Genomic DNA, 23,856 nt, shown 5'->3' on the forward strand with positions numbered 1-23,856 from the left:
GGTTGACGCCGGCCCGGCTTACGCACGGTGGAGCACCGCCGCATGGGTAGCGACCGCCGCTCGCGCGTTCGCGCGGCGCCGCCCTGCGCCAGGTTTCCCATCCCCCCTTTCCGATCGCTGCGCTTTCCTTCCCTGGAGTCTGACTCATGGGTATGCCTCCGCCTTCTTCCTCCCGCACTGTCAAACTCCGCGGCGACGGCTTGCCGGAAATTCTCGCCCAAGTAGCATTGACCGTTGCCCGCGTACAGGGCTCCGAAGGCATCAACGACCTGTTCACCTATACGGTGGATCTGAAGACGCCTGATGAACGCTGGGGACTCGGGGGACCGGAGGCAAACCTGGACCTGCCGCAGATGCAGGGCCAGGAACTGACGCTGGAGATCGAACTCGACGGCAGCGGCACGGGCCCGAGCGGCGGTTTCGGCGCGGGCGAGCGGGAGATTACAGGAATTGTCACCGAGATCACCGGGCCGATTCCCGAGGGACGACATTTCTTGTATCGGCTGACGCTGCGTCCCTGGCTCTTTCTGGCATCGCTCACCACGGACTACAAGATATTCCAGCAAAAAACGGTGGTCGAAATCCTTGACGAGCTGCTGGCCGACTATTCCTTTCCGGTCGAAAAGCGGCTGGACGTGGCCCGTTACCCCAAGCGGGAATATCAGGTCCAGTACGGCGAGACCGACTATGCGTTCTTCCAGCGCCTGACCGAAGAATGGGGGATCAGCTTCTTCTTCGAGCACTCCAGCGGCCGCCATCGTCTGGTCCTGTCCGACGGCAACGGGGCGTTCCGCCGCGTCGCCAGCCCGGCCTATCACACACTCGAATGGCGCCAGTCTTCCGACCGCGCGGATGCCGAACATCTGTATGCGTTTCATGTGCGCGACCGACTGGTCTCGGGCAGATGGGCAAGCACCGACTATGACTTCGTAAAGCCCCGCGCCGACCTGCATGTGGCGTGCCACGACCCGCGCGACACGGCCCATGCCGACAGCGAGATCTACGCGTATCGCGGCGGCCACGCGCAACCGGCCACCGGTAACGACCCATGGAAGGAGGGCGATATGCTCGCCCGCATCCGCATGGAAGCCATCCGGCAGCACGGCAGCCGCGTGTCCGGGACCGGTAATGTCCGTGCCGTCGTGCCAGGCACGACCTTTGCCCTCAAAGGCTTTGCGCAGACCGCCGCCAATCGTGAGTATCTGGTATTCGCGACGCAGTTGACGCTCGAGGACGTGGGCGAAGTCTCCGGGCAGGGACAATCGTGGCGCTGTGAAGTGCAATTCGACGCGCAATCGACTGCCGAGATTTTCCGCCCCGACCGTACGCGATCCAAACCGCATACGCACGGGCCGCAGACGGCCCTGGTCGTCGGCCCCGAGAATCAGGAGATCTGGGTAGACGAGTTCGGACGGGTCAGGGTGCAGTTCCATTGGGACCGCGTCGGGCAGCGCAACGCCAACAGCTCGTGCTGGGTGCGTACCGCGCAGGCCTGGCAGGGCAACCAGTTCGGCGCAAGCCACCTGCCGCGCATCGGCCAGGAGGTGATTGTCAACTTCCAGTCGGGCGATCCGGACTGCCCCATCATCACCGGCCGCGTGGTGAACCACGTCAACCGGTCGCCGTGGAACCTGCCGGACCAGCACGCGCTGTCGGGCTTTCGCAGCAAGGAGTTGTTCGGCGAACGCCACAACACCTTCCTGCAAGACGACACCCAGGGCCAGATTCAGACACAGCTCGGCAGCGACCATCAGGCCACGATGCTCAGCATGGGCTACATCGTGCGCGTCCCCGGCCATGCGGGACGGCGCGACCAGCGCGGCGAAGGGTACGAGCTGCGCACGGATGCCTGGGGTGTCATGCGTGCCGGCTCGGGCCTGCTGTTGACCACGGAAATGCGCGCGCATGCCGCCAACCATCACAAGGACGTTTCCGAGACGACACAGCGGCTGGCACGCGCGCATGAAATCCACCACGAACTGGGCGACGCCGCGGACCACTTGCACGCGCAGCAGTCCGAGCAGCTGGACGTCGCCCGCGCGCTGCAATCCCAACTCAGCACGCTGAAAGGCCACGGCGAGCAGGGGGAATTCTCGGCGCCGCATCTCGTGGCGGCGAGTCCCGCAGGCATCGCGGTGACAGCCGGGCAGGAGATCCATCTGCACAGCAACTGCCATACGGCGATGACGACGGGCGGACACCTGTCCCTGGCAACGGGCAAGAGCCTGGTAGCCAGCGCCCTGCACCGAATCGTGCTGTTTGCGCGCAAGGCCGGACTGCGCCTGTTTGCCGCCAAGGGCAAGATCGAGATCCAGGCGCAGACCGACGACATCGAGATCATCGCGCAGAAGGTACTGCGCGTGATCAGCGCCATGGACAGCATCGAGATTGCGGCAGCCAAGGAGGTGGTGGTCAATGCCGGCAGCAGCTATCTGCGGCTCAATGCGAACGGCATTGAACACGGCACCACCGGCAGTTGGGCAGCACACGCGGCCAGCCACGCCATGCCCGGGCCGAAGTCCTTGCCACCTCCCCGGCAGATGATGCCCAACGGCATCTGCCTGGAATGCATGACGCTGGCGGCAAGACAAGGAGCAGCGCTGAGCCAGGCGAGCCGCGCCGGATGAAGCGCGGCCCCAGGCGGACAGCCCGCTTGAGAGGCTGGCGGCCACTCGCGCCGTGGCTTCTGTGGCTTGGCTGCGCCGCATCGCCACCCGCGCCGGTGCCATGCATGGCCTGCGCCGCCCAGGCCGCCCAAGCTCGCAGCGCCGTAGCGGCGATGGGCGCGCCACCGATGAGCGCGAAGCCCCCCCTTCTGAAAACGGATTGGAGCCCTCGTGTACTTTGCTGTAGCAGAATCATCGCCACAACTTCCTGGCGAATTGGTAGGCATCTTGCGGCAATGCGCCGAGGCAATGCCGGCATCGCGCCTGTATGCGCTGGTCGATTGCCTGCTCGTCAGGGAGCTGCCGGACCTGTGCCGGCAACACGGCTGGCCGGCGCCGCTCTCCGTCTACGCCGGCTCCCCCGGCTATGACAGCGGCCGCGACTGGGCACCTCATCTGCTGGAATTGCCGCATGACCTGAACCAACTCGCGCAACACACGGCGACACTCGTGTCCCGTTGCAGCGGCCTGCCGGCATTGGGCGTGCTGGTAAGCCGCCATCCGGCTCCCGTCGTACAGGCCCAACTGATGCGCACGGCCGGCATCACGGACGGCAGCGGCAAGCGCTGGCTGTTGCGCTTTGCCGATACCCGTGTCTGGCCTCCCGCGCCCGGATGGCTGAACGCGGAGCAGCAAGCGCACGCCTTCGCGGGAATTGGCGCCTGGATCATCGTCAACCGGCACGGGCAGGCCCAATCCTTCGACGGCGCGCCCGATGCCGAGCCCGCCCGGCCAGACGAACCTGTCGAGGACTTCCGGGTGACCGAACGGCAACTGATCCAACTGTTCGACGTCGGAGAGCCGGACCAGCACCTGGCCAGGATGGCCGAAAACCCCTACCACGCCCAGTTGGCGCGCAGCCCCATCGAACAATACGACACCGTGCATCGGGCATTGGCCACGCTGGACCGGATCGGCATCGATGACGATCAACAGCGCTTTCTCTACGCCCGCTTCGCGGTGCGCTTTGCGGGCGACTGCGAGCAAGACCCCGCCGTGCAGCAAGCACTGCTATGCGCGCGCCACAAGGAAGGCATCCTGTCCGATCTGCTCAAACGGCTGCCACGCTGAATGCGAGCCAACATCTTTCGAGGAGACTGTCTTATGCGAAAACGCTGCAAGCTGCTTCTTTCCGCCTTAGCGCTTACCCTGGCATCGACCTGCGCGGGCGCCGCGCCGACTGAGCGAGACAACGACCGGCCAGCGACACCGCCTTTCGCCGCGGATCCTGGCGACGAGAGCAGGGCTTGCTTCCGCAGCATTGATTTCGTACTCAAAGAAGCCATCAATAGCCGCTTTCAAGACCGGGAAACCCTGGACACCGCGCATAGGCGAATCGAGGAGAAGCAAAGCACGATGCCGACGCCGCCCCAAGTCGCCGCGATGACCAGGAATATCGTGAGCCACGTCTATTCCCCGGATTTCTCCGCGCTCTATCACCCCGACAGCGCGCAGCAGGTGACACAGGAGATCGCAGCGCTCATGACGGTTCAGTTCTGTCAGGGGCGCGCCCGATAGGCATTCCCATGCCCACGTCAGGCAAGCGCAACCAAGCCCGCATGACGTCCGCGTGAACGGCCCATCCAGCGAGGATCCTCACGCCCCGGGAAGCGCTCGTCACGAGAACGGTGCCCCGGACGGCCGCATAGGAGAGCCGCATGAATTCCCCCCTTGCCCCGCGTGGTGGGCGGCAACGTCGAGGAATGGCTCTTTCCCGGCGTGCATTCGGATGTCGGCGGCGGCTACGCGCCCGGCAACCAGGGACGCTCGCGTGGCGGGCACGCAGCGCTGCTGTCGCAGATTCCACTGGTTCGCACGTATCGGCTGAATGAGGAACGCGATTCTCGCCGCGTCTATCGCCATCCCCTGCGCGTTCACTGACAAGGACTCACCCATGCCACGGCTACACCATCTGATTGCGGTATGCCTCGTCTCCACCTTGCTGGCCGCCTGCGCCAGTAACAGCGGCGGCCTGTCTACGCGCGATGCCGACAAGGCCTATATCAACGCCTCCATCGGACCGGTCAACCATACCAGTCAATTTCTCTATGGCTTCACCGTCAATGGCCAATTTGGCGCGAATGCCAGGGCATACGGCGCGGACATCGCGAGTACATGCTGCGTCCGCTTGCCGCGAGTCTGGCGGCCGGGTCTGACGGTCGATATCCAGTACGACCTGTTGATCAATGACGGGAAGGATGACAACTGGAAGACCAAGAAAGGGGTCCCGGTCGAGCCCTACACGGAGCCCGGCAGCGTTTATGTGCACTTCTTTCCAGACGACCAAATCCGGGTAGTCGTGACGAATTGGGCCCCCAATGCGGCAGAGCACCCCATTCCCTTTCCGGTGAATCCGAACAAGAAACGCGGAGGGAGGAGCCAATGAGCCAACCCGGCAGCCAGGCGCTCAAGAATCAGGGCACTCAAGCGCCGGGGACGCGCCGCTCCTGCGGCAGCCTCGGTTGGCTCACCAGCGCCGGGCGAACGAGGCGCGAGATTCTCGCCGGTCCACATCCACGCTCTCTTACTGAAAAGGAATCCCCCATGCTACGGCTACGCAATTTGATCGCGGTATGCCTCGTCTCCACCTTGCTGGCTGCCTGCGCCAGTAACAGCGGCGGCCTGTCTACGCGCGATGACGACAAGCGCTATATCAATGCGTCCGTTGGGCCAGTCAATCATACAGATCAATTTCTATATGGATTCACCGTCAATGGCGCATTTGGAGCAAGTGCGAACGAATACGCCTGGCGTAATGCTGGTACTTGCTGTGTGCGTCTCCCCCGTGTTTGGCGACCAGATCTGACGGTCGATATTGAATACGACCTGACACTGGATAACGGAAGTAAGCACAACTGGAAGACCAAGAAAGGGGTCCCGGTCGAGCCCTACACCAAGCCCGGCGATGTGTATGTGCACTTCTTCCCCAATGATGAGATTCGCGTCGTAGTGTCGAATTGGGACCCTGATGGAGAGGGCCACCCCATCCCATATCCTGTCAACCCAAATGGGAAGCGCGGAGGCAACGCTCAATGAGCCAACCCCGCAGCCAGGCGCTCAAGAGTCAGGGCACTCAAGCGCGGGGACGCGCCGCTCCTGCGGCAGCCTCGGTTGGCTCACCAGCGCCGGGCGAGCGAGGCGCGAGATTCTCGCCGGGTCCACATCCATGCTCTCCTACTGAAAAGGAATCCCCCATGCTACGGCTACGCAATTTGATCGCGGTATGCCTCGTCTCCACCTTGCTGGCCGCCTGCGCCAGTAACAGCGGCGGCCTGTCTACGCGCGACGATGACAAGCGCTATATCAATGCCTCCCTCGGTGGCGTCAACCACACGGGGCAATACCTGTATGAGTTCTCCGTGAACGGTCAATTCGGCGGCAATGCAAGCAAGTACGGTGGCGGAAATGCGGGCGTGTGCTGTGTGCGACTGCCTCGTGTCTGGCGGCCGGGATTGACGGTCGATATCCAGTATGACCTGTTGATCAATGACGGGAAGGATGACAACTGGAAGACCAAGAAAGGCGTGCCGGTCGAGCCCTACACGGAGCCAGGCGACGTATATGTGCACTTCTTCCCCAACGACGAGATTCGTGTCGTCGTGTCGAACCCCGGCCCAAGAAGCACGCTGCATCCGATTCCATATCCCACCCGCCCATACGATCCGACGGGAGACAAGCGTCAATGAGTAAATCCGTTCAGAGCCCAAGCATTACCACGCAATACGCACCCGCGGCTAACTATTGCAAGCTGACGCTTGAGGAAGAAGATCACCTGATCGATACCTTCCCGGAAGCAATGTATTTCCGGAAAGGCGCCGAGCCGAACTGCCATCACGCTGTCAACATCGGGCTGTTCTTCGATGGCACGAACAACAACTTGCAACGGGACTACGAAAGAACAACACCTGCGGAACGCTGTCACAGCAATATCGTTCGGTTATATCACGCCTATCCAGATGCCCCCGACAATCGGAAAGGATTCAGCAATCAGTATTACCGCTACTACATTCCAGGCGTCGGCACACCGTTCAAGGAGATCGGCGAGCATCAGGAAACGACAGAAGGCAAAGCGTTCGCCAAGGGCGGACAAGCTCGCATCCTCTGGGCGGTCTTGCAAGTCTATAACGCCGTGCATCGCACAGTATTTGACGATCAACCGATGCTCCGAAGAGAGGAAATGGCCGCCCTCATCCAGGACTACGAAGCCAAGGTCGATCAAGGGAAACGCCCCGATCCAGCGTCTGCCCCACTGAAGCGCCATGAGTGGTTCAAGCCGTTGTCGGACCGGCTGTCGCAGAAGCTGCGCGAGCGCCTGCTGGCCAAGCAGACCCCGAGCGTGCCCAAGGTGACGCTCTCGGTGTTCGGCTTCTCGCGCGGCGCGGTCGAGGCCCGTGCCTTCTGCTACTGGTATCGGGATACACTGCAGGATGGCAAGTTCCTGGGCGCCATCGATACGGAAATCCGGTTCCTGGGCCTGTTCGACTCGGTGGCTTCGGTGGGCGCGTCGGCGTCTTTGCACGAGCAGTTCGCCCTCTGGATGTTCAGCGGCCATTGCAGTTGGGCAGCGGAAATCCTGCTGCCCCTGCCCGCCCTCGTCACGAAGACGGTGCACCTGATGGCCGCGCACGAGAACCGCATGAATTTCCCCCTGACCCGCGTGGTGGGCGGCAACGTCGAGGAATGGCTCTTTCCCGGCGTGCATTCGGATGTCGGCGGCGGCTACGCGCCCGGCAACCAGGGACGCTCGCGTGGCGGGCACGCAGCGCTGCTGTCGCAGATTCCACTGGTTCACATGTATCGGGCGGCACTGGTCTATGGTGTGCCGTTTGTGCGCCTGGAAAACATGGAGGAGCGGGTGCGCCGAGACTTCGAGGTTGACCCCGGCGTGTTCTCGGCCTTCAACCTCTACATGCAGCGCCTGCGTGCGGATGGGGTAACCGATTTCCGCAAGGTCTACCTCAAGCACATGCGGCTCTATTACCGCTGGCGCTCGCGGATGCTGCACACGCCACAGGGATCGATTTCGCAGCACGCGGCCACGGCGCAGGACAAGCAGGATCTGGAGGAATCGAATGAGAATCTGCAATGGGACCTGCGGGTGATGCATTCGCGCGCCGACGACAACGCGCATATCTACGGTAACCGTAACGTGCTCCTGTCCCCGGCCGAGCGCGCCGGGGCGAGCCAGATGCAGGTCCTGTACGCGGACAACGGGATCCCGCTGACGCCGTGGGAGCATTGGGCGAAAGACATCTTCGCCGCCCCCCTGGAAAACCACCAGCGTCCCCATTGGACGGAGGCTGTCCTGTTCGAGCACTATGTGCACGATTCGCTGGCCGGCTTCTATCTCGCGGGGGCCGTAACCCGGTATGACAAGGAGCAGGACTTCGAGGACATGTGCAAGGCAAAGGCCGGCGGAAAGCGCTTGAACCCGTTCTGGCAACGCCTTTATGAGCAGAACCGGCATTATGCGGATGCCCGTATCGCGTCCCTCCGCAACGGTGCCGCATTGCCCAAAGACGGCGACCAGTACGAACTGGACTATCCGCTCATGCGGGACGACGATGCCCCGGCGATGCGGGTCGCGGTCATTCGGCTGGTGACCAACAGCCGGCGCGAAGGCGGCGGGTATTTCCGGCAACGCTGGGTGTACATGCCGAAAGCGGGCGATGCCGATAACGAAACACGAGACATGGACCCGCGCCAGGGGGAAGTGCATCCGTGACGCATCCGGCTGATGCGCATGGAGCAGGAGGCGCAGCGCGCAGCATGGCCAGCCCCTCCACCTCTGCAAACGTTTCGATCCGAAACATCGCGGCCCATCAGTCCGCGATACGCTCACTGTGTTGCCGCAACCACGGCAACCGGGATTGGCGTCCCGACCACGTAGACGGCCGCGAGCACGCGGCCGGATCTTGCAATCGCCCTGGAGGACGCCCATGCCCGAACCCACCCGCCAGACCCTGGCCGCCGAACGCAGCGGCCCCGACCTCTACCTGACCACGCGCTTCCCGCTGGAAACCCCGCTGAGCGTGGCCGAGCAGAAGGCCGCCCAACTGCATGCGCTGCTGCGCCTGCTGTGCGAGCAGGCGCCGGGCGATGGCGGCCCCGACGCCGGCGATGACTGCGCGCAGCACAGCGCGCTGTCGCTCGCGGCCGAGCTGGCGCACCAAACCCTGGTATTCAGCGAGATGGCGCTGCGGCACGCGCCGCAGACCGCCGGCATCGGCTAGCAAGAACACAGCAAAGCGGCCGGCATGGCCGGCCGCGCTGGCGACGCTCCGCCGGCCAGGGCTCGACCCGACGCCCTGGCACCATTCGCGCAGGTCTTACAGCACGGTCAGGCGCACGTCGATATTGCCGCGCGTGGCGTTGGAGTACGGGCACACGGTGTGCGCCTTGTCCACCAGCGCCTGGGCGAGGTCGAGCTCCAGGCCCGGCAGCGCGATGCGCAGGTCGACCTCGATGCCGAAGCCGGTCGGGATCGCGCCGATGCCGACGTTGCCGGTGATCGCGACATCCTTGGGCAGCGCCACCTTGTCGCGCGCGGCGACGAATTTCAGCGCGCCGAGGAAACAGGCCGAATAGCCGGCCGCGAACAGTTGCTCGGGGTTGGTGCCATCACCACCGGCGCCGCCGAGTTCGCGCGGCGTGGACAGCTTGACTTCCAACGCGCCGTCGGACGAGACGGCGCGGCCGTCGCGGCCTCCGGTGGCGGTGGCTTCGGCGCGGTAGAGGACTTTTTCGATCGACATGACAGGACTCCTGCTTGGGTTGTGATGGGCGGGCCGACAGGCTTCCGCCGGAATTTTCATACGATTAAATCGCACACTACTTATTTGCTGCAGCGACACCAGGGAAAGACTCCAGCCCCCAATTCCGCACAAGCCATCAGCAAAATCAGCAAAGGCGATCCGCTGCCGCTCGGGATCCCCTCGGATCCCTGCGCCGTCGCGCTCGCCATGGAGAGGAATATAGATCGCGCACGATTTAATTGCAAGCTACTTTTCACCAATGGAGGCAACCGGATCATGCGTCCGATGCGTCACTCCCTGCGGCAGGCGTCGCTCACGTAGCGCCCCGATCAACACTTCTTCGCGCCAGCCAACGATTTTCATCTGTCCTTGTCGATTTCCGCCTGCCTCCTTCGTCGTACCATCAGAGCCGCCCGCCACGCGAGAACCGCCGAAGGAGGGCAGGCTCCCCCTATGTCCCCGATCCCAACAGGAGAGAACAATGCGAGTCATGGTGATAGTGAAGGCAAGCGCCGAATCGGAAGCCGGCGAGATGCCCAGCACGGAGCTGCTGGAGGCCATGGGCAAGTTCAATGAGGAACTGGTCAAGGCCGGCATCATGCAGGCCGGCGAGGGCCTGCAGCCCAGCGTGCGCGGCAAGCGGGTGCGCTTCTCGGGCAAGGAGCGCACGGTGATCGACGGCCCCTTCGCCGAGACCAAGGAACTGATTGCCGGCTTCTGGCTGTGGCAGGTCAAGTCGATGGAGGAAGCGGTGGAGTGGGTCAAGCGCTGCCCCAACCCGATGGAAAGCGAATCGGAGATCGAGATCCGCCCGCTGTTCGGCATGGAGGACTTCGGCGATGCCATGACGCCGGAACTGCGCGAGCAGGAAGCGCGGCTGCGCGCCCAGACCCCGGGTCGATAAGCGCGGCGGCGGCGCGCGCGCCCTACCCTGCTTCCGCAGCGCGGCCCGGTCGGCTCACCCGGCCGGACCGCGCCGCCCTTCATTCGTACTGCTTGCCCAGCGCCAGCATCCCTGGCGTGCCGATGACATCGTTGAGCGCCGCGAAGGACAGCATCTTGTCCAGGTAAGGCGTGGTGGTACCGTGCGCGCCAAGGCTCTGCAGGTAGTCGCGCAGCGCGAAGCTCAACGCGCGCACCGTGCCACCGGGGAAGATCGCCAGGCGGAAGCCGATCGCCTGCAGCTCGGCCGCGGACAGCACCGGCGTCTTGCCGCCTTCGACCATATTGGCCAGCAGCGGCGCGCGGCCGCCCAGGCGGGCGATGGCCGCGCTCATGTCTGCGCGGCTGCGCAGCGCTTCCACGAACAACACGTCGGCGCCGGCTTCCGCATAGCGCTCGGCACGCGCCAACGCCGCCTCCATGCCTTCCACCGCGACCGCGTCGGTGCGCGCCACGATCAGCGTGTCGGCATCGCGGCGCGCATCGCAGGCGGCGCGGATCTTGCCGGCCATTTCCGCCGCCGGGATCAGCGTCTTGCCGTCGAGGTGCCCGCAGCGCTTGGGCATGGCCTGGTCTTCCAGCTGGATGGCCGAGGCGCCGGCACGCTCCAGCACGCGCACGGTCTGCATCACGTTGAGCGCATTGCCGAAGCCGGTATCGGCATCGACGATCAGGGGCAGGGCCACGCGCTCGCGGATATGGCGCATGACCGAGGCCACGTCGTCGAGCGAGAGCAGGCCGATATCGGGCCGCCCGAGGCGCGTGTAGGCGATGCTGGCGCCGGACAGGTAGGCGGCCTCGAAGCCGGCCTGCTCGACCAGCAGCGCCGACAAGGCGTCATAGACACCGGGGGCGGTGACGATGTCGGGGCGTTGCAGTCGTTGCTTCAGAGTCATGAAAGGTCCTGGTGAGTGGATGACGTCTGCCCGTGGCACATGGCCGGGCGTGGCGTGGCGTGGCGTGGCGTGGCGTGGCGTGGCGTGGCGTGGCGTGGCGTGGCCGGCACTGTAGCGCGAAGCCGCCATCGGCGCACCCTGTCCCGGCATGGCCGGCCGCTGCCGTTCCCGCCACCGGCAACTGGTGGACTAGAATGCAAGCAACGCCCGGACCACCCCAGGATCCGGCCGCAGGCCCCTCCACCACGCGGCCTGCCCCTCAGGACCCCCGCCATGCTGATCTTCCGCCAACTCTTCGACCAGACCTCCTCCACCTATACCTACCTGCTCGGCGACAGCGCCAGCGGCGAGGCGGTGCTGATCGATCCCGTCTTCGAGCAGGCCCGCCGCGACCTGGCCTTGATCGCCGAACTGGGCCTGCGCCTGCAGTGGACGGTCGACACCCACGTGCATGCCGACCATGTGACCGGCGCCTGGCTGCTCAAGCAGCATGCCGGCAGCCGCATCGCCATCTCCGCGGCCAGCGGCGCCGAAGGCGCCGACCGCTACCTGCAGGACGGCGACACCGTCGCCTTCGGCCCGCGCCACCTGCTGGTGCGCGCCACGCCCGGGCATACCAACGGCTGCATCAGCCTGGTGCTCGACGACGAGAGCATGGCCTTCACCGGCGACTGCCTGCTGATCCGCGGCACCGGCCGCACCGACTTCCAGCAGGGCAACGCCAACGCCCTGTTCCACGCGGTGCAGGACAAGCTCTTCACGCTTCCCGACGCCTGCCTGCTGTACCCGGCGCACGACTACCGCGGCCTCACCGTCACCAGCGTCGGCGAAGAACGGCGCTTCAACCCGCGCCTGGGCGGCGAACTGTGCGAGAGCGACTTCGTCGGCTATGTCAGCAACCTGCGCCTGCCCCATCCCCGCCAGATCGACATCGCGGTGCCGGCCAACCTGCAGTGCGGCGCCGCCGCCAGCGCTCCGTCCCAGCAGGCCGAGCCGGTCTGGGCGCCGCTCAGCTATACCTTCGCCGGCATCTGGGAGCTCCAGCCGCAATGGCTGGAGGAACACCTGGAAGCGCCACAGATCATCGATGTGCGCGAACCCGCCGAATTCGACGGCCCGCTGGGGCGCATCCCCCACGCCCGCCTGATCCCGCTCGGCGACCTTGCCGCGCGCAGCGGCGAGATCGCGCCGGAGCGTCCGGTCGTCACCGTCTGCCGCGCGGGCGGCCGCTCGGCCCAGGCCACCGTGATCCTGCGGCAGGCAGGCTTCGAGTCGGTGGCCAATCTCGCCGGCGGCATGCTGCGCTGGCGGGCCGAGGGACGGGTGGTGGAGAACGCAGGCGTGTAGGCGGCGGCTGTCACCCCGGCGGCGATGGCAAGGCCGCTCGCGCGGCCCGTCCGGCCAAGCCGCCCGGCGAACGGATGACGCGCCGGCTGCCGAAGCGCCGGGGCGCCTCGCTACAATGCCCTCACCTGGACTTATCCCACTTGACGGTGAGAATCGACCATCCGCCCTCTTCCGGCCTCCCGGGCATCCTGCTGCGCCAGCTCGAGCCCATCGACATGGCCGCGTGGCATGCCTACCTGAGCCTGCCCGAGGTCTATGAGCACACCAGCTGGAACCTGCACGCCGCGGCGGACCTGGCGCCGCAGTTCGAGGGCTTCGCCTCCGCCGCACCGGACTCGATCCGCCGCATGGCCATCGTCGACCAAGCGACGGCCGGGGTGATCGGCACCATCGGCTTCCATACGGTGTCGACGGCCAACCGCACGGCGGAGATCGCCTATGACCTGTCGCCTGCGTACTGGGGCCGAGGCATCGCCCGCGCCGTCTGCGCCTCGGTCACCGCGTGGTCCTTTCCCACTACGGCTTCCAGCGCGTGCAGGCGGTAGTCTTGCGCAGCAATGCCCGCTCGGCGCGCGTGCTCACCGCCTGCGGCTACCGCTGCGAGGGCTTGCTGCGGTCCTATCGGATGGTGCGGGGCCGGCCCGGGGACTTCTCCATCTACTCGCGGCTGGCCACTGACCCGGCTTGACCCGTGGACCCGCGGGCCCACGCATGCCGCCAGGCGATCGCGCCGGGTCCCTCCCCGCCTACAAGTCCAGCACCAGCTCCCCGCCCGCCGCCCGCGACACGCAGATCAGGATCGAGCGGTTCGCTTCCCGTTCCGCCTCGCTCAGCACATAGTCCCGATGGTCCGCCCGGCCCGCCAGCAGCGGCACCTCGCAACTGCGGCACAGGCCTTCGCGGCAGGAGGACGGCAGGCATAGTCCGTGGCCTTCCAGCACGGACAGGATGCTCTGCCCGGCCGGCACCGTGAAACGCCCGCCCTGCCGTGCCAGCGCCACCTCGAAGGCACCGTCCGCCGGGCCCGCCCCCTCGCCGCCCTCGGCGGCTTCGCCCTGCGCGGACGGCGGCGCGAAGCGCTCGAAGTGCACGGCCGGCGCGGGCACCCCGGCCGCGCCGGCGCCGGCCGACACCGCGTCCATCATCGCGCCCGGGCCACAGCAGTACACATGCCAGCCGGCGGGCAGCTCGCGCAGGCTGGCGTGCAGGTCCGCCGGACCGCCCTGCTCGTCGTCGGCGTGGAGCCGGCAGCGCGCCGCATGGGGCGCGAGCGTCTCCAGGTAGGCTGCATGGCGGCGCGAGCGCACGCAGTACAGCAGGCGCCAGGAGCGCTGGTGGTCGATGCACCAGCGGATCATGCTCAGGATGGGCGTGATGCCGATGCCGCCGGCGATGAACAGGTGCCCCGCCGCATCGGCGTCGAGCTGGAACAGCGCGCGCGGCGCGCCGACCTGGAGCCGGTCGCCCGGACGCAGGCGCTCGTGCGCATAGCGCGAGCCGCCCCGCGAAGCCGGCGCCAGGCCGATCCCGAGCCAGTAGCGGGAGCCATCCCCGGCGCTGCTGGCAATCGAATACTGCCGCGTGCAGCCGTTGGGAAAGGCCACATCGACATGCGCGCCGGGCACGAAGGCCGGCAGCGGCGCGCCGGCCGGATCGCGCAGCTCCACGCCCAGCACCCCCTCGGCCTCCCGCCGCAGCGCGGTAACGAGCAGTTCCATCACGCCACCTTTGCCTGCGGGGACGCTGCGCGCTGGCGTGCCTCGTCTTCGAGGCGGCGCGCCACCGCCCAGCGGAACTGCGACAGTGCCGCATCGATGGAGAACGGGATCATCTTGAAATCCGGTTCGAGCGCCAGCGAGCGCTGCTGCGCGGTGATGATGTCGCGGTCCTCGGCGAAGGCGGCCACCACGCTCTCGTGGATCGAGCGCGTCACCTCCGGCTGGTCGATGGCGAAGTTGTGCGGATGGGCGAAGAAGTAGTGCGTGGAGTGCTCGGTCTCCGGCGTCAGCGCCTGGCAGCCGCGGAACTCGGCCGCATCCACGCGGTGCCCTTCCGGCGCGCCGGTGCCGGCCGGCGCCATGCCCGAATCCATCACCAGGATGGCGGGCAGCGTGAAGTTGTAGATATTCCAGCGGTCGACCTTGCCCGGCCACTGCTTCACCTGCCTGGCAAACGGCGGCGCCTCGGTGCCGAGGGTCCAGCGCGTGATGCGCACGCCGTCCTCCAGCCGCTCCACCTGCGGCTGCACGCTGGCGTAGTCCTCGCTGCCGCCCAGCGTGGTGGGATGCACGAAGGGCAGGTGCGAGAAGTCGAGCAGGTTGTCGGCGATCAGCAGGTAGTTGACGTCATAGTGGATATAGCCGTCGAGGCTGCGCCAGGCGGGATCGTCCAGCCAATGCGTATCCGGGATCAGGGACGGATCGGCGGCCTCGGCATCGCCCATCCAGATCCACAGCCAGCGGTGCCGCTCCACCACCGGGAAGGTGCGCACCTTGGCCTGCGGCGGGATGCGCTGCTGCGCCGGCGCCTCCACGCAGCGCCCGCCCGTGTCGAACTTGAGCCCGTGATACAGGCAGCGCACGCAATCGCCCTCGCGCCGGCCGATCGAGAGCGGGGCGCCGCGATGGCAGCAGCGGTCTTCCAGCGCGACCACCTTGCCCTGCGCGTCACGGTACATCAGCACGGGGATGCCGATGATGGTGCGCGCGAAGAGCTCGCTCGGGCCGACTTCCTTGTCCCAGCCGGCGACATACCAGGTATTGCGGATGAACATCTTCGTTTCTCCCAGGTGCGGCAATGGCACGGCCATTGCCAGCCTTTGCAATGTGCAGCGGCGCGATGCGCCTGCATGGTGGGGCGGGCATCGGCCGGTTTCAGTGATTCGGGGATTGGGTAATTCAGTGATTCAGTGATTCAGTGATTCAGTGATTCAGTGATTCAGTGATTCAGTCGACGATCTTCCAGTCGCCGCCCTGGATCTGCACCATCGCCACCGCGCGGCGGTCGTAGCCGGAATGGTCGGTGGCGGACATGGTGCAGACGCCCTGCGTGGTCACCACGTCGCGGGTCGTCTCCAGCGCATCGCGCAGCGCCGCGCGGAAGGCCGGGCTGCCCGGCCTGGCCGTCGCCAGCGCCTTGCCCAGGGCCTGGCGCAGCACGATGCCGGCGTCCCACACATTGGCGGCGAACACCGATACCGACTGCTTGCCGTGCGCCGCCTCGTAGCGCTGCACGAAATCGGCGGCGACCGGGCGCACCGGGTTGGCGCCGGCCAGCTGGCCGGCCACCAGCACCGGCCCGACCGCGAAGATCGCGCCCTCCGCGTCCTTGCCGGCCACGCGCAGGAAATCCCGGTTGGCGATGCCGTAGGTCTGGTAGACCTTGCCACGGAAGCCGCGCTCGGCCAGGGTCTTCTGCGGCAGCGCGCCGGGTGTGCCGGAGGCCGCGATGAAGACCGCGTCGGGCTTGGCCGCCATGACCTTCAGCGCCTGCGCCACCACCGAGGCATCGGTCTTGGCATAGCGCTCCTCGGCCACCAGCCGGATACCGGCGGGCGGTAACTGCGCGCGCAGTTCGCCGAGCCAGGCCTCGCCGTAGGCGTCGCCGAAGCCGACGAAGGCCAGCGTGCGCACCCCGTCCCGCTGCATGCGCGCCAGCGTGGCCTGCATCATCAGGGCCTCGTTCTGGATCACCTTGAAGACCCAGCGGCGCGTGGCATCCATCGGCTGCACGATCTTGGCGCTGGCAGCCAGGCTCAGCAGCGGCACGCCCTTCTCGGCGGCCACCGCCGCCAGCGGCAGCGTGGCCGGCGTCGACGAGGAGCCGAGCACCACGTCGACCTGCTGTTCGTCGGCCAGGCGGCGGAAGTTGCGCACGCTGAAGGCGGGATCGGACGCGTCGTCCAGCACCGTGTAGCGGATCGCCTCGCCGCCGACTTCGCGCGGCAGCATGTCGACCGCCTGGCGGGCCGGAATGCCCAGCGATGCCGCGGGGCCGGTGAGGGACAGCGTGACGCCGACCTGGACGTCGGCCCAGGCGGCAGGACTGCACAGGCCGGCGAGCGCAAGCAGCCAGCCCAGCGGGTGGGAACGGACCATGGTTGTCTCCTGTGTTGTGGTGATCGCGGTGATCGACGCCTTCTGCGAGGCGTGTTGACAGGAGTCTAGGCAGCGGCCCAATATGTCTCAACCTCATGACGAACATGATTGGAATGTACGCCATGCATAACGATGCCTTCGACTACAACCTGCTGAGCGTGTTCGACGCCATGCTGCGCGAGCGCAGCGTGACGCGCGCCGCCGAGCAGCTCGGCCTCACCCAGAGCGCCATGAGCCACGCCCTCAACCGGCTGCGCGACTACTTCGACGATCCGCTCTTCGTCAAGACCGGCAAAGGCATGGCGCCGACCACCAAGGCCGAGGCCCTGGCCGGCCCCATCCTCGAAGTGATGACCGCCATGCGCACGCGCGTGCTGCCGCAGGCGAGCTTCGACCCGGCCACCATGGAGCGCACCTTCACGCTATGCATGACGGACATGGGCGAGCTGGTCTTCCTGCCCCCGCTGATCAAGCACCTGCGCGTCATCGCCCCGCACTGCACGCTGCGCACCATGCAGGTCCCCATTCCGCAGATCGAAGCCCTGCTCGCCTCCGGCGAAGCCGACCTGCTGCTCGGCTCGGTACGCACCGCGCCGGAAACCTTGTTCCAGCAGCAGATCTTCATGCACGGCTTCGCCACCATCGTCAGCACCAAGAACCGCGACGTCGGCGAGCACCTCACCCGCGAGCAGTTCGAAACCATGCCGCACATCGCCGTCAGCCTGGCCGGCCGCACCAGCCCGGCCTACGACGCCGCCTACGAAAGCCACGGCCTGCGCCGCCGCATCTACCTGCACACCCCGCACTTCCTCGCCGTACCGCTGCTGATGGACGAGCAGCCCGACCTGATCGCCACCGTGCCGCAGGAACTCGCCAATGTGTTCTGCCGCTACGGCATCGTGCGCACGGTACAGCCACCCGTCACGCTGCCGCCGTTCGCGCTCAGCCAGTACTGGCATCCGCGCTTCCACCATGACCCGGCCATCGTCTGGCTGCGGCAGTGGATCAAGCAGATCTTCGACCGGTATCCGGTGATCGAGGCGGTGGGGGGGACCGTCCGGGACGCGGCGGTGGCGGCAAGGCGCAGCAAGCAGCCCGCCAAGGGCAGACGCATGTGAGAACCGCCAGAACCGGCAGCCCAAAGCAATGATGCCATCCGTCCATCTGCCTCCCCGATCCGCTGCGCAGAACGACACGCTGGCGCCAGCCTGAGCGACGGTCCTGTAAGTGCCCGCTGCCGCTGCCGGCCCGCCGCAGCACGAAAACGGCGCATCGGGTGTGGAGAAAGAGAGCACGGCTTACCACGCATATCGCCGCTTTGATTCCGCAACGCTTGGGGGAAAATCGCGACCTTCGACCTGTGCACGGGCACGGAAATTCGCGGGCGAGATTGCGGGAAACATGGGGATTTCAGGGGAAGGCGTCGGCCGCAGTGCGGTGGCCACGCCATATCACGCTTCGCACGCCGCGCCACTGACCCACGACCGCATCGCAGGATACCGCGCGGACGTCGACGGCCTGCGCGCGATATCGGTACTCGCCGTCCTGGTTTTCCACGCATTCCCGGGGTTCCTGCGCGGGGGCTTCGTCGGTGTCGATATCTTCTTCGTGATATCGGGGTACGTCATCACGAAGCACATGCTGCGCGAGATCGACGCCGGCAATTTCAGCTTCCTCGGCTTTTACAGCAGGCGGATACGGCGGATCTTCCCGGCGCTATTGCTGGTCTTCGTCGGACTCTATGCCTTCGGCTGGTTCAACATGCTGCCCGAGGAATTCAAGCAACTGGGCAAGCACATCGCGGCGGGCGCCGCTTCCATCGCGAATCTCGTGCTCTGGCGTGAAGCCGGATACTTCGACGTTTCCGCGGAACTCAAACCTCTCCTCCACCTGTGGTCGCTCGGCGTCGAAGAGCAGTTCTACCTGGCCTGGCCGGTTCTCCTGCTCGCCACGTTGCGCGCGCGCCAGTCCCCGCTCTGGCCGATCGCTATCGTAGGTCTCGGATCGTTCGCGCTGAACATCAGCAGCGTAGCGCACCACCACGCCGTCGCCGCCTTCTACTCCCCACTGACGCGCGCCTGGGAGCCGATGATCGGGGCGCTGCTTGCCTATCGGCACCATTCGGACCATGCGCGGCAGGCTGCGGCAGGGCGATCGGCACCGCTTGGCCAGGTCAAATCGATGGCCGGCTTCAGCCTGTTGGCGCTGTCGCTCGCCTTCGTCAATGCCTCCTCGGCGTTTCCCGGCTGGTGGGCGCTGGGCCCGACCATGGCGGCCTACCTGCTGATCGACGCCGGAGCCACTCGGACCATTGCTCGCCGCGTACTCGGCTGGGCGCCGCTCGTCGCGATCGGGCTGGTGAGCTACCCGCTCTATCTCGCCCATTGGCCACTCCTTTCGGCACTGCGGATCATCAGCAGCGGCACAGCCCCGGTGACATGGCGCGCCCTTGCCCTGCTGCTCAGTCTGCTACTGGCCATCCTGACCTATCGGTATCTGGAAATGCCGATCCGCCAATCGCGGCATCCGCGACGGATCGTCGGCATGCTCCTGCTGCTGATGGCGGGATGCGGCCTCGCCGGCTACAACGCCTACCAGCGTGACGGCATGGGATTCCGCATGTCGAGGATGGTCGGCGCCTTCGCCGATGGCGTGCAGTTCGACCGCGACAAGCTCTGGCGGCGCGGCGCATGCTACCTGGAAGGTGCGGACCGCGTTTTCAGTACCTCGTGCGTGGACCCCGGCACGGGAACGCTGGTCATGCTGTGGGGCGATTCCCGATCCGCCGCCCTCTATCCCGGCGTGCGCAGCGCCAGCCAGGAGCGGGGCGTGCGACTGGCGCAATTCAGCACATCGGGATGTCCGCCCCTGATCGGTGGCGAGGCCCGTTGCGCGCAGGCCAATGCACAAGCCTTGGCGCGCGCCAGAGAAACGCGGCCTGCGGTCGTGTTACTGACGGCAAACTGGACCACCGACCGCCTGCAGGCACTACGTGGCACCGTTGATGCGCTGCATACCATCGGAGTCAAGCGCATCGTCCTGATCGGACAGGTCGCCACCTGGCAAAGCTCGCTGCCCAAGCTCTATTGGCTGTTCTGGCGCGAGCACCACGAGACCATGCCAGCACGAACACTGTTCGGGCTCGACCCATTGTCGAAGCAGTACGATCAGGAGGGATCCGCAATCGCGAAGAGCCTGGGCATCGAGTACATTTCCGCGTACGACGCTATGTGCAATGCCTCGGGCTGCCTGACGCGGACCGGCCCGGGACGCGGCAATATCGTCATGTTCGACGATTCCCACCTTACCCCCGCCGGCGCCGAAGCGGTAATGGGGCGCATTGCGCCGCGGGTCTTCAACGACTAGCTGCCTGGCGGCGTGCCGGAACGCGGGAAACTGGCTTTCCCGGTGCGCTCGGGCGCAGGAAAGCAGCCCCGCGCTGCGTCACCCTTCCACGCGGAATTTGGCAGGTGGCTCCGGCCACATTCGCACTCAGCCAGTACTGGCATCCACGCTTCCACCATGACCCGGCCATCGTCTGGCTGCGGCAGTGGATCAAGCAGATCTTCGACCGGTATCCGGTGATCGAGGCGGTGGGGGGTGGTGGGGCAGGCGTCGGCGCCGGGAAGCGGCCAGGCGGTGGAAGACGGCGGTAAGCGCCGCGGCACACTGTGGTCGACTGGCAGGCGACACGGCGAAGACGTCGAGTGAGACGTCTTCCGAGTCAGGTGCTGGCGAGTGGCACCGGAAATAGCGCGTGCCTTGCGTATTGCGGCACCGTCATTGGCTATTCCGGGTAGAACTCTTGTGAGAGCACGTCATCGACGGCCCAAGGTAACGCTTCCGGGAACACATCGAGGTCCAGGCCGGTTTCATTGCTCGCAATACTGCGGGCCTTCGACCACACGATGTCGAGCCATGCTGCATCGTTGAACTTGCCGCGCAGACTGGGGGCCTCGTTCAGGACGTAGGCAACCTCCTTGCGCTGGGTACGAATGGTGAACTGCCAACTCTTGCTCCGACGTGAAGGCTGGAACTGCCACTTCAAGAGATGCGCCAGCAGGATGGACATACGGCTTGCCAGTTCGCGTTGCTCGCTTTTGCCCACGTCCTCGATCTCCTCTGCAATGTGCAGGACGTCGATGGCCGACAGATTGCCAGCGCGAAGCAGTGCGGCTTGCTCGCTCGCCCATGCCACTACGTCCGTTTCATAGGTCGTACCCATGTACTGACTCCATCCAAAGTGTTCAGTTCAAGGTGCAGATGTGCACCGCTTCAAGCTTGTTGCCTGAGCTTGCCGATAGTCTTTTTGGCGTGGTTGATGACCGCCTCGGGGCAATTGCGTCGCCGGGCACTGTCGGGGGCCGCCAAGTACGATTTCCAAGTGGACATAGGTATCGGAAAGGCCTGCCTTCTGTTGATCAATGCAAGCGCTTCGGCCTGGGTAATTCCAGCGCCCTCGATCAAGGCGCGGAGTGCTGCGCCGTTGTCCTCATTTACTACGTCCATGGCCTGGTTCTTTGGTGTACTTGTGCACCAAATAATAGCACGAGTTCACGCCTCGGATTTTCGGCAGCGGCCGCCTGCTATTTGGCGACCGGCTTCTTCCTCAAGTAGGGTCCGCAATCAGCGGACGCGAAGGACGAGCAAGGTGTGACGAAAGCACCTAAGCCAAGACCACCTCGGCGATGAAGCATCTCCAGCCCCGATGCACCGTGGCAGCACACTGCCTGTGTGGAAGTCGTCTGTGGCCCCACAAAAGGTATCATTCGGCAACGCATTGAATGCCGATACCGGGTACCGTCTTCTTGTCGCTGCGACAACAGCGACCGGGTTTAGCAGCCCGAGCCACGTAGGCGGACGCTCGCCATCCGATGGCATTCGATCGCGTCCGAAGTGCCAATGTACGCCTCCTGACGACTGCGGGCGGGTCTTGGCGGGGGAGCCTCAGGGCTCGCCGGGGCTACGTGCCGGTCTGCTAACCCTGCCTTGCGTCCGCCCACCCCGATTAGAAGCGGGGAGCGGAATCCATCCGCAAACGTAGGAGCCGATCCCATGACGAAGCCATGGCCGAGCTGTACCGCGACGACCCGGCGCTGGCGCTGGACGTGATCAACGACGTCATCGCCGGCGGCGACCAGGGCGAGCTGCTGACCGTGCTGCGGCAGCTGACGCAGGCCTTCGGCGGGGTCCAGGCGGTGGCCGGGCAGGCCGGGCTGAATCCCACGCAGCTCTATCGCACGTTGTCCGCGCAGGGCAATCCGGCATTGAGCAGCCTGACGTCGATCCTGAAGGCGATGGGGCTGCGGCTGGCAGTGCGGCCGCTCTAAGCCTTGCGGCCTGCGGCCACCGCGGGTGGCGCGCCGCCACGCCTTGCGCCACGCAAACCCATCCGGTAGAATCCCGCCCCCACCCGTTTGGCCGAGATTGTCCGCCGCCATGCCTCAGATCGTCGTCAGCCATCTGCGCAAGACCTATCGCATCCATGAGCGCGACCCCGGCGTGCTCGGCGCCCTGCGCGCGCTGGCGCGGCCGCGCTATCGCACGGTGGAGGCGCTGGCCGACGTGTCGTTCACGCTGGAGCGCGGCGAGCTGCTCGGCTTCATCGGGCCGAACGGCGCCGGCAAGTCGACCACCATCAAGGTGCTGGCGGGCATCCTGCGGCCCGACGGTGGCCGCGTCGAGATCGACGGGCGTGTGCCCTTCGCCGACCGCGAGAAGCACGTGGCGCGCATCGGCGTGGTGTTCGGCCAGCGCACGCAGCTGTGGTGGGATCTCCCGGTCGGCGACGGCTTTGCCCTGCTGCGCGATATCTACCGGGTCGACCCGGTGCGCTTCGCGCGCACGCGCGACGAACTGGTCGCGCTGCTGCAGCTCGAGCGCCTGCTCGACCAGCCGGTGCGCCAGTTGTCGCTGGGGCAGCGCATGCGCGCGGAGATCGCCGCGGCGCTGCTGCACGAGCCCGACATCCTGTTCCTCGACGAGCCGACCATCGGGCTCGATGCGCCGTCCAAGCTCGCGGTACGCGACTTCATCCAGCGTGCCAACCGGGAACGCGGCACCACGGTGCTGCTGACCACGCACGATATGCACGACATCGAGGCCCTGGCCCGGCGCGTGATCGTGATCGGACACGGCCGCGTGCTGGCCGACTGCCCGGTCGACGCCCTGCGCGCGCAGGTGGTCGCGGCCCGCCGCCTCGACGACGGCCTGCCGGAAGACGCGGAGGACGAGGGCATGACCATCGAGGCGGTCATCACGCGCTTCTACGCCATGCACGGCGCGGCCGAGGCCTGACCCGCATGCCGCCACCCGACCGCCTGCGCCCCTACCTCGCCGCCTTCCGCTCGCGCTTCCTGCAGATGCTGCAGTACCGCACGGCGGCCTATGCCGGCTTCGCCACCCAATGCTGGTGGGGCGGCATCAAGATCATGATCCTGGCGGCCTTCTACGGCGGCGCGGCGGCGGCAAGCGCGCCCATGTCGCTGGCGCAGTCCGTCACCTATACGTGGATGGCCCAGGGCCTGCTTGCGCTGCTGCCCTGGGGCGGCGACCCCGAGATCGCGCTGTCGGTACGCACCGGCGCGGTGGCCTATGACCGCCTGCGGCCGGTCGACGCCTATGCCTTGTGGTTTGCGCGCTCCGCCGGCTGGGCCGCCGCGCGCGTGCTGCCGCGCGTGGCGCTGATGCTGGTGTTCGCGGCCATCGCGCTGCCCTTGGCCGGGCTCGGCGAATGGGGCTGGCAGCCGCCTGCCGGCCTGGCCGAGGGCGCGGCCTTCCTGCTCTCGGTGCTGCTGGCGCTGCTGCTGTCCACCGCGCTCGTGATGCTGCTGAACATCGCCGCGGCGGCCGCGCTCAACGAGCGCGGCATCAATGCGCTGGCGACGCCGATCGTGATCGTGCTGTCCGGCAACCTGCTGCCGCTGGCACTGCTGCCGGACACCTGGCAGATGGCGCTGCTGATGCAGCCGCTCGCCGGCGTGCTGGATATCCCGGTGCGCCTCTACTCCGGGCAGCTGGCCGGCGCGCGGGCGCTGGCGGGACTGGGCCTGCAGGCCTTCTGGATCCTGCTGCTGGTCGGCGTGGGCCACGCGGCCATGGGCCGCACCATGCGCCGGCTCGAGGTCCAGGGGGGATGAGGACGATGAGGGGA

The 23,856-nt window shown here is 66.4% G+C and carries 23 protein-coding genes and 1 pseudogene; 17 read left to right on the forward strand and 7 right to left on the reverse strand.

The features are described from left to right. The first annotated feature begins 146 nt into the window (after positions 1 to 146). From BKK80_RS30700 to BKK80_RS30740, 9 genes are all read left to right on the forward strand, one after another. The gene (locus BKK80_RS30700; RefSeq protein ID WP_071038744.1) at positions 147 to 2,627 is read left to right on the forward strand and encodes a type VI secretion system Vgr family protein; all 2,481 of its coding nucleotides are present in this window, start codon (positions 147 to 149) and stop codon (positions 2,625 to 2,627) included. A 288-nt stretch (positions 2,628 to 2,915) separates the two neighbouring features. Further along, positions 2,916 to 3,737 carry a DUF4123 domain-containing protein gene (locus BKK80_RS30705; RefSeq protein ID WP_071072557.1) on the forward strand — a complete coding sequence of 274 codons (822 nt, stop codon included), beginning with the start codon at positions 2,916 to 2,918 and terminating at the stop codon, positions 3,735 to 3,737. A 33-nt stretch (positions 3,738 to 3,770) separates the two neighbouring features. Further along, positions 3,771 to 4,184, forward strand: a complete 414-nt coding sequence (locus BKK80_RS30710) for a hypothetical protein (RefSeq protein ID WP_071072559.1) — start codon at positions 3,771 to 3,773, stop codon at positions 4,182 to 4,184. A 153-nt stretch (positions 4,185 to 4,337) separates the two neighbouring features. Further along, positions 4,338 to 4,547: a hypothetical protein gene (locus BKK80_RS30715; RefSeq protein WP_335582963.1), complete on the forward strand. Its 210-nt coding sequence runs from the start codon at positions 4,338 to 4,340 to the stop codon at positions 4,545 to 4,547. Positions 4,548 to 4,560: 13 nt separating this feature from the next. Next, a complete protein-coding gene (locus tag BKK80_RS30720) occupies positions 4,561 to 5,052 on the forward strand; it encodes a DUF3304 domain-containing protein (protein ID WP_071072563.1) in 492 nt (163 codons plus the stop codon). After that, entirely contained in the window at positions 5,049 to 5,702 is a 654-nt protein-coding gene (locus BKK80_RS35955) for a DUF3304 domain-containing protein (protein ID WP_084545822.1), read from the forward strand. The genes BKK80_RS30720 and BKK80_RS35955 overlap by 4 nt, the downstream gene beginning before the upstream one ends. A 158-nt stretch (positions 5,703 to 5,860) precedes the next feature. Beyond that, positions 5,861 to 6,352 carry a DUF3304 domain-containing protein gene (locus BKK80_RS30725; RefSeq protein WP_071072565.1) on the forward strand — a complete coding sequence of 164 codons (492 nt, stop codon included), beginning with the start codon at positions 5,861 to 5,863 and terminating at the stop codon, positions 6,350 to 6,352. Then, positions 6,349 to 8,391 (forward strand): T6SS phospholipase effector Tle1-like catalytic domain-containing protein, encoded by a 2,043-nt coding sequence (locus tag BKK80_RS30735; protein WP_084545824.1) that lies wholly within the window; start codon positions 6,349 to 6,351, stop codon positions 8,389 to 8,391. Before BKK80_RS30725 ends, BKK80_RS30735 begins: the two co-directional genes overlap by 4 nt. A gap of 214 nt (positions 8,392 to 8,605) precedes the next feature. Next, positions 8,606 to 8,899 carry a hypothetical protein gene (locus BKK80_RS30740; protein ID WP_071038751.1) on the forward strand — a complete coding sequence of 98 codons (294 nt, stop codon included), beginning with the start codon at positions 8,606 to 8,608 and terminating at the stop codon, positions 8,897 to 8,899. 96 nt (positions 8,900 to 8,995) lie between these two features. On the opposite strand, the gene BKK80_RS30745 is transcribed toward BKK80_RS30740, so the two are convergent. Continuing rightward, positions 8,996 to 9,421 (reverse strand): organic hydroperoxide resistance protein, encoded by a 426-nt coding sequence (locus tag BKK80_RS30745; RefSeq protein WP_071072570.1) that lies wholly within the window; start codon positions 9,419 to 9,421, stop codon positions 8,996 to 8,998. 481 nt (positions 9,422 to 9,902) lie between these two features. On the opposite strand from BKK80_RS30745, the gene BKK80_RS30750 reads away from it, so the two are divergent. Then, the gene (locus BKK80_RS30750) at positions 9,903 to 10,325 is read left to right on the forward strand and encodes a YciI family protein (RefSeq protein WP_071018807.1); all 423 of its coding nucleotides are present in this window, start codon (positions 9,903 to 9,905) and stop codon (positions 10,323 to 10,325) included. Between the two features lie 79 nt (positions 10,326 to 10,404). On the opposite strand, the gene BKK80_RS30755 is transcribed toward BKK80_RS30750, so the two are convergent. Beyond that, complete coding sequence (locus BKK80_RS30755; protein WP_071072572.1) at positions 10,405 to 11,259, reverse strand: isocitrate lyase/PEP mutase family protein; 855 nt, start codon at positions 11,257 to 11,259, stop codon at positions 10,405 to 10,407. Between the two features lie 276 nt (positions 11,260 to 11,535). Between BKK80_RS30755 and BKK80_RS30760 the strand changes: the two genes are divergently transcribed. Continuing rightward, complete coding sequence (locus BKK80_RS30760; RefSeq protein WP_071022325.1) at positions 11,536 to 12,606, forward strand: MBL fold metallo-hydrolase; 1,071 nt, start codon at positions 11,536 to 11,538, stop codon at positions 12,604 to 12,606. A gap of 146 nt (positions 12,607 to 12,752) precedes the next feature. Continuing rightward, positions 12,753 to 13,294: pseudogene (locus BKK80_RS30765) on the forward strand (GNAT family N-acetyltransferase). A 58-nt stretch (positions 13,295 to 13,352) separates the two neighbouring features. On the opposite strand, the gene BKK80_RS30770 reads toward BKK80_RS30765, so the two are convergent. From BKK80_RS30770 to BKK80_RS30780, 3 genes are all read right to left on the reverse strand, one after another. Then, a complete protein-coding gene (locus BKK80_RS30770; protein WP_071072574.1) occupies positions 13,353 to 14,324 on the reverse strand; it encodes a PDR/VanB family oxidoreductase in 972 nt (323 codons plus the stop codon). After that, entirely contained in the window at positions 14,324 to 15,379 is a 1,056-nt protein-coding gene (locus BKK80_RS30775) for an aromatic ring-hydroxylating dioxygenase subunit alpha (RefSeq protein WP_071022319.1), read from the reverse strand. The genes BKK80_RS30770 and BKK80_RS30775 overlap by 1 nt, the downstream gene beginning before the upstream one ends. Before the next feature lie 172 nt (positions 15,380 to 15,551). Beyond that, entirely contained in the window at positions 15,552 to 16,703 is a 1,152-nt protein-coding gene (locus BKK80_RS30780; protein ID WP_071038753.1) for an ABC transporter substrate-binding protein, read from the reverse strand. Between the two features lie 122 nt (positions 16,704 to 16,825). Between BKK80_RS30780 and BKK80_RS30785 the strand changes: the two genes are divergently transcribed. After that, positions 16,826 to 17,821 carry a LysR family transcriptional regulator gene (locus BKK80_RS30785; protein WP_071022316.1) on the forward strand — a complete coding sequence of 332 codons (996 nt, stop codon included), beginning with the start codon at positions 16,826 to 16,828 and terminating at the stop codon, positions 17,819 to 17,821. Between the two features lie 109 nt (positions 17,822 to 17,930). Beyond that, positions 17,931 to 20,069, forward strand: coding sequence for an acyltransferase family protein (locus tag BKK80_RS30790; RefSeq protein WP_231908224.1), 2,139 nt, complete (start codon positions 17,931 to 17,933; stop codon positions 20,067 to 20,069). Between the two features lie 421 nt (positions 20,070 to 20,490). Here the strand turns inward: BKK80_RS30790 and BKK80_RS30795 are convergent, their stop codons facing one another. After that, positions 20,491 to 20,928: a DUF29 domain-containing protein gene (locus tag BKK80_RS30795; RefSeq protein ID WP_071072576.1), complete on the reverse strand. Its 438-nt coding sequence runs from the start codon at positions 20,926 to 20,928 to the stop codon at positions 20,491 to 20,493. Between the two features lie 50 nt (positions 20,929 to 20,978). Then, positions 20,979 to 21,212: a hypothetical protein gene (locus tag BKK80_RS35960; RefSeq protein WP_084085037.1), complete on the reverse strand. Its 234-nt coding sequence runs from the start codon at positions 21,210 to 21,212 to the stop codon at positions 20,979 to 20,981. 557 nt (positions 21,213 to 21,769) lie between these two features. Between BKK80_RS35960 and BKK80_RS30800 the strand changes: the two genes are divergently transcribed. The 3 genes from BKK80_RS30800 (at position 21,770) to BKK80_RS30810 (ending at position 23,842) form a co-directional block, all read left to right on the forward strand. Continuing rightward, positions 21,770 to 22,033, forward strand: coding sequence for a helix-turn-helix domain-containing transcriptional regulator (locus BKK80_RS30800; RefSeq protein WP_071072578.1), 264 nt, complete (start codon positions 21,770 to 21,772; stop codon positions 22,031 to 22,033). A gap of 109 nt (positions 22,034 to 22,142) precedes the next feature. Beyond that, positions 22,143 to 23,000 carry an ABC transporter ATP-binding protein gene (locus tag BKK80_RS30805; RefSeq protein ID WP_071038756.1) on the forward strand — a complete coding sequence of 286 codons (858 nt, stop codon included), beginning with the start codon at positions 22,143 to 22,145 and terminating at the stop codon, positions 22,998 to 23,000. 5 nt (positions 23,001 to 23,005) lie between these two features. Then, positions 23,006 to 23,842 (forward strand): ABC transporter permease, encoded by an 837-nt coding sequence (locus BKK80_RS30810; RefSeq protein WP_071072580.1) that lies wholly within the window; start codon positions 23,006 to 23,008, stop codon positions 23,840 to 23,842. Positions 23,843 to 23,856 lie beyond the last annotated feature (14 nt).

Origin of the sequence: Cupriavidus malaysiensis, from assembly GCF_001854325.1 — a bacterium.
In the GTDB taxonomy this organism is placed as follows: Bacteria; Pseudomonadota; Gammaproteobacteria; order Burkholderiales; family Burkholderiaceae; genus Cupriavidus; species Cupriavidus malaysiensis.

Bases quoted from the DNA above. Each gene is read 5' to 3' on its own strand.
- BKK80_RS30710 (WP_071072559.1), top strand. From the start codon at position 3,771: ATGCGAAAACGCTGCAAGCTGCTTCTTTCCGCCTTAGCGCTTACCCTG.
- BKK80_RS30810 (WP_071072580.1), top strand. From the start codon at position 23,006: ATGCCGCCACCCGACCGCCTGCGCCCCTACCTCGCCGCCTTCCGCTCG.
- BKK80_RS30785 (WP_071022316.1), top strand. From the start codon at position 16,826: ATGCATAACGATGCCTTCGACTACAACCTGCTGAGCGTGTTCGACGCC.
- BKK80_RS30755 (WP_071072572.1), bottom strand. From the start codon at position 11,259: ATGACTCTGAAGCAACGACTGCAACGCCCCGACATCGTCACCGCCCCC.
- BKK80_RS30705 (WP_071072557.1), top strand. From the start codon at position 2,916: ATGCCGGCATCGCGCCTGTATGCGCTGGTCGATTGCCTGCTCGTCAGG.
- BKK80_RS30805 (WP_071038756.1), top strand. From the start codon at position 22,143: ATGCCTCAGATCGTCGTCAGCCATCTGCGCAAGACCTATCGCATCCAT.
- BKK80_RS30720 (WP_071072563.1), top strand. From the start codon at position 4,561: ATGCCACGGCTACACCATCTGATTGCGGTATGCCTCGTCTCCACCTTG.
- BKK80_RS30775 (WP_071022319.1), bottom strand. From the start codon at position 15,379: ATGTTCATCCGCAATACCTGGTATGTCGCCGGCTGGGACAAGGAAGTC.
- BKK80_RS30770 (WP_071072574.1), bottom strand. From the start codon at position 14,324: ATGGAACTGCTCGTTACCGCGCTGCGGCGGGAGGCCGAGGGGGTGCTG.
- BKK80_RS30725 (WP_071072565.1), top strand. From the start codon at position 5,861: ATGCTACGGCTACGCAATTTGATCGCGGTATGCCTCGTCTCCACCTTG.
- BKK80_RS30700 (WP_071038744.1), top strand. From the start codon at position 147: ATGGGTATGCCTCCGCCTTCTTCCTCCCGCACTGTCAAACTCCGCGGC.
- BKK80_RS35960 (WP_084085037.1), bottom strand. From the start codon at position 21,212: ATGGACGTAGTAAATGAGGACAACGGCGCAGCACTCCGCGCCTTGATC.
- BKK80_RS30800 (WP_071072578.1), top strand. From the start codon at position 21,770: ATGGCCGAGCTGTACCGCGACGACCCGGCGCTGGCGCTGGACGTGATC.
- BKK80_RS30745 (WP_071072570.1), bottom strand. From the start codon at position 9,421: ATGTCGATCGAAAAAGTCCTCTACCGCGCCGAAGCCACCGCCACCGGA.
- BKK80_RS30795 (WP_071072576.1), bottom strand. From the start codon at position 20,928: ATGGGTACGACCTATGAAACGGACGTAGTGGCATGGGCGAGCGAGCAA.
- BKK80_RS30740 (WP_071038751.1), top strand. From the start codon at position 8,606: ATGCCCGAACCCACCCGCCAGACCCTGGCCGCCGAACGCAGCGGCCCC.
- BKK80_RS30750 (WP_071018807.1), top strand. From the start codon at position 9,903: ATGCGAGTCATGGTGATAGTGAAGGCAAGCGCCGAATCGGAAGCCGGC.
- BKK80_RS30735 (WP_084545824.1), top strand. From the start codon at position 6,349: ATGAGTAAATCCGTTCAGAGCCCAAGCATTACCACGCAATACGCACCC.
- BKK80_RS35955 (WP_084545822.1), top strand. From the start codon at position 5,049: ATGAGCCAACCCGGCAGCCAGGCGCTCAAGAATCAGGGCACTCAAGCG.
- BKK80_RS30780 (WP_071038753.1), bottom strand. From the start codon at position 16,703: ATGGTCCGTTCCCACCCGCTGGGCTGGCTGCTTGCGCTCGCCGGCCTG.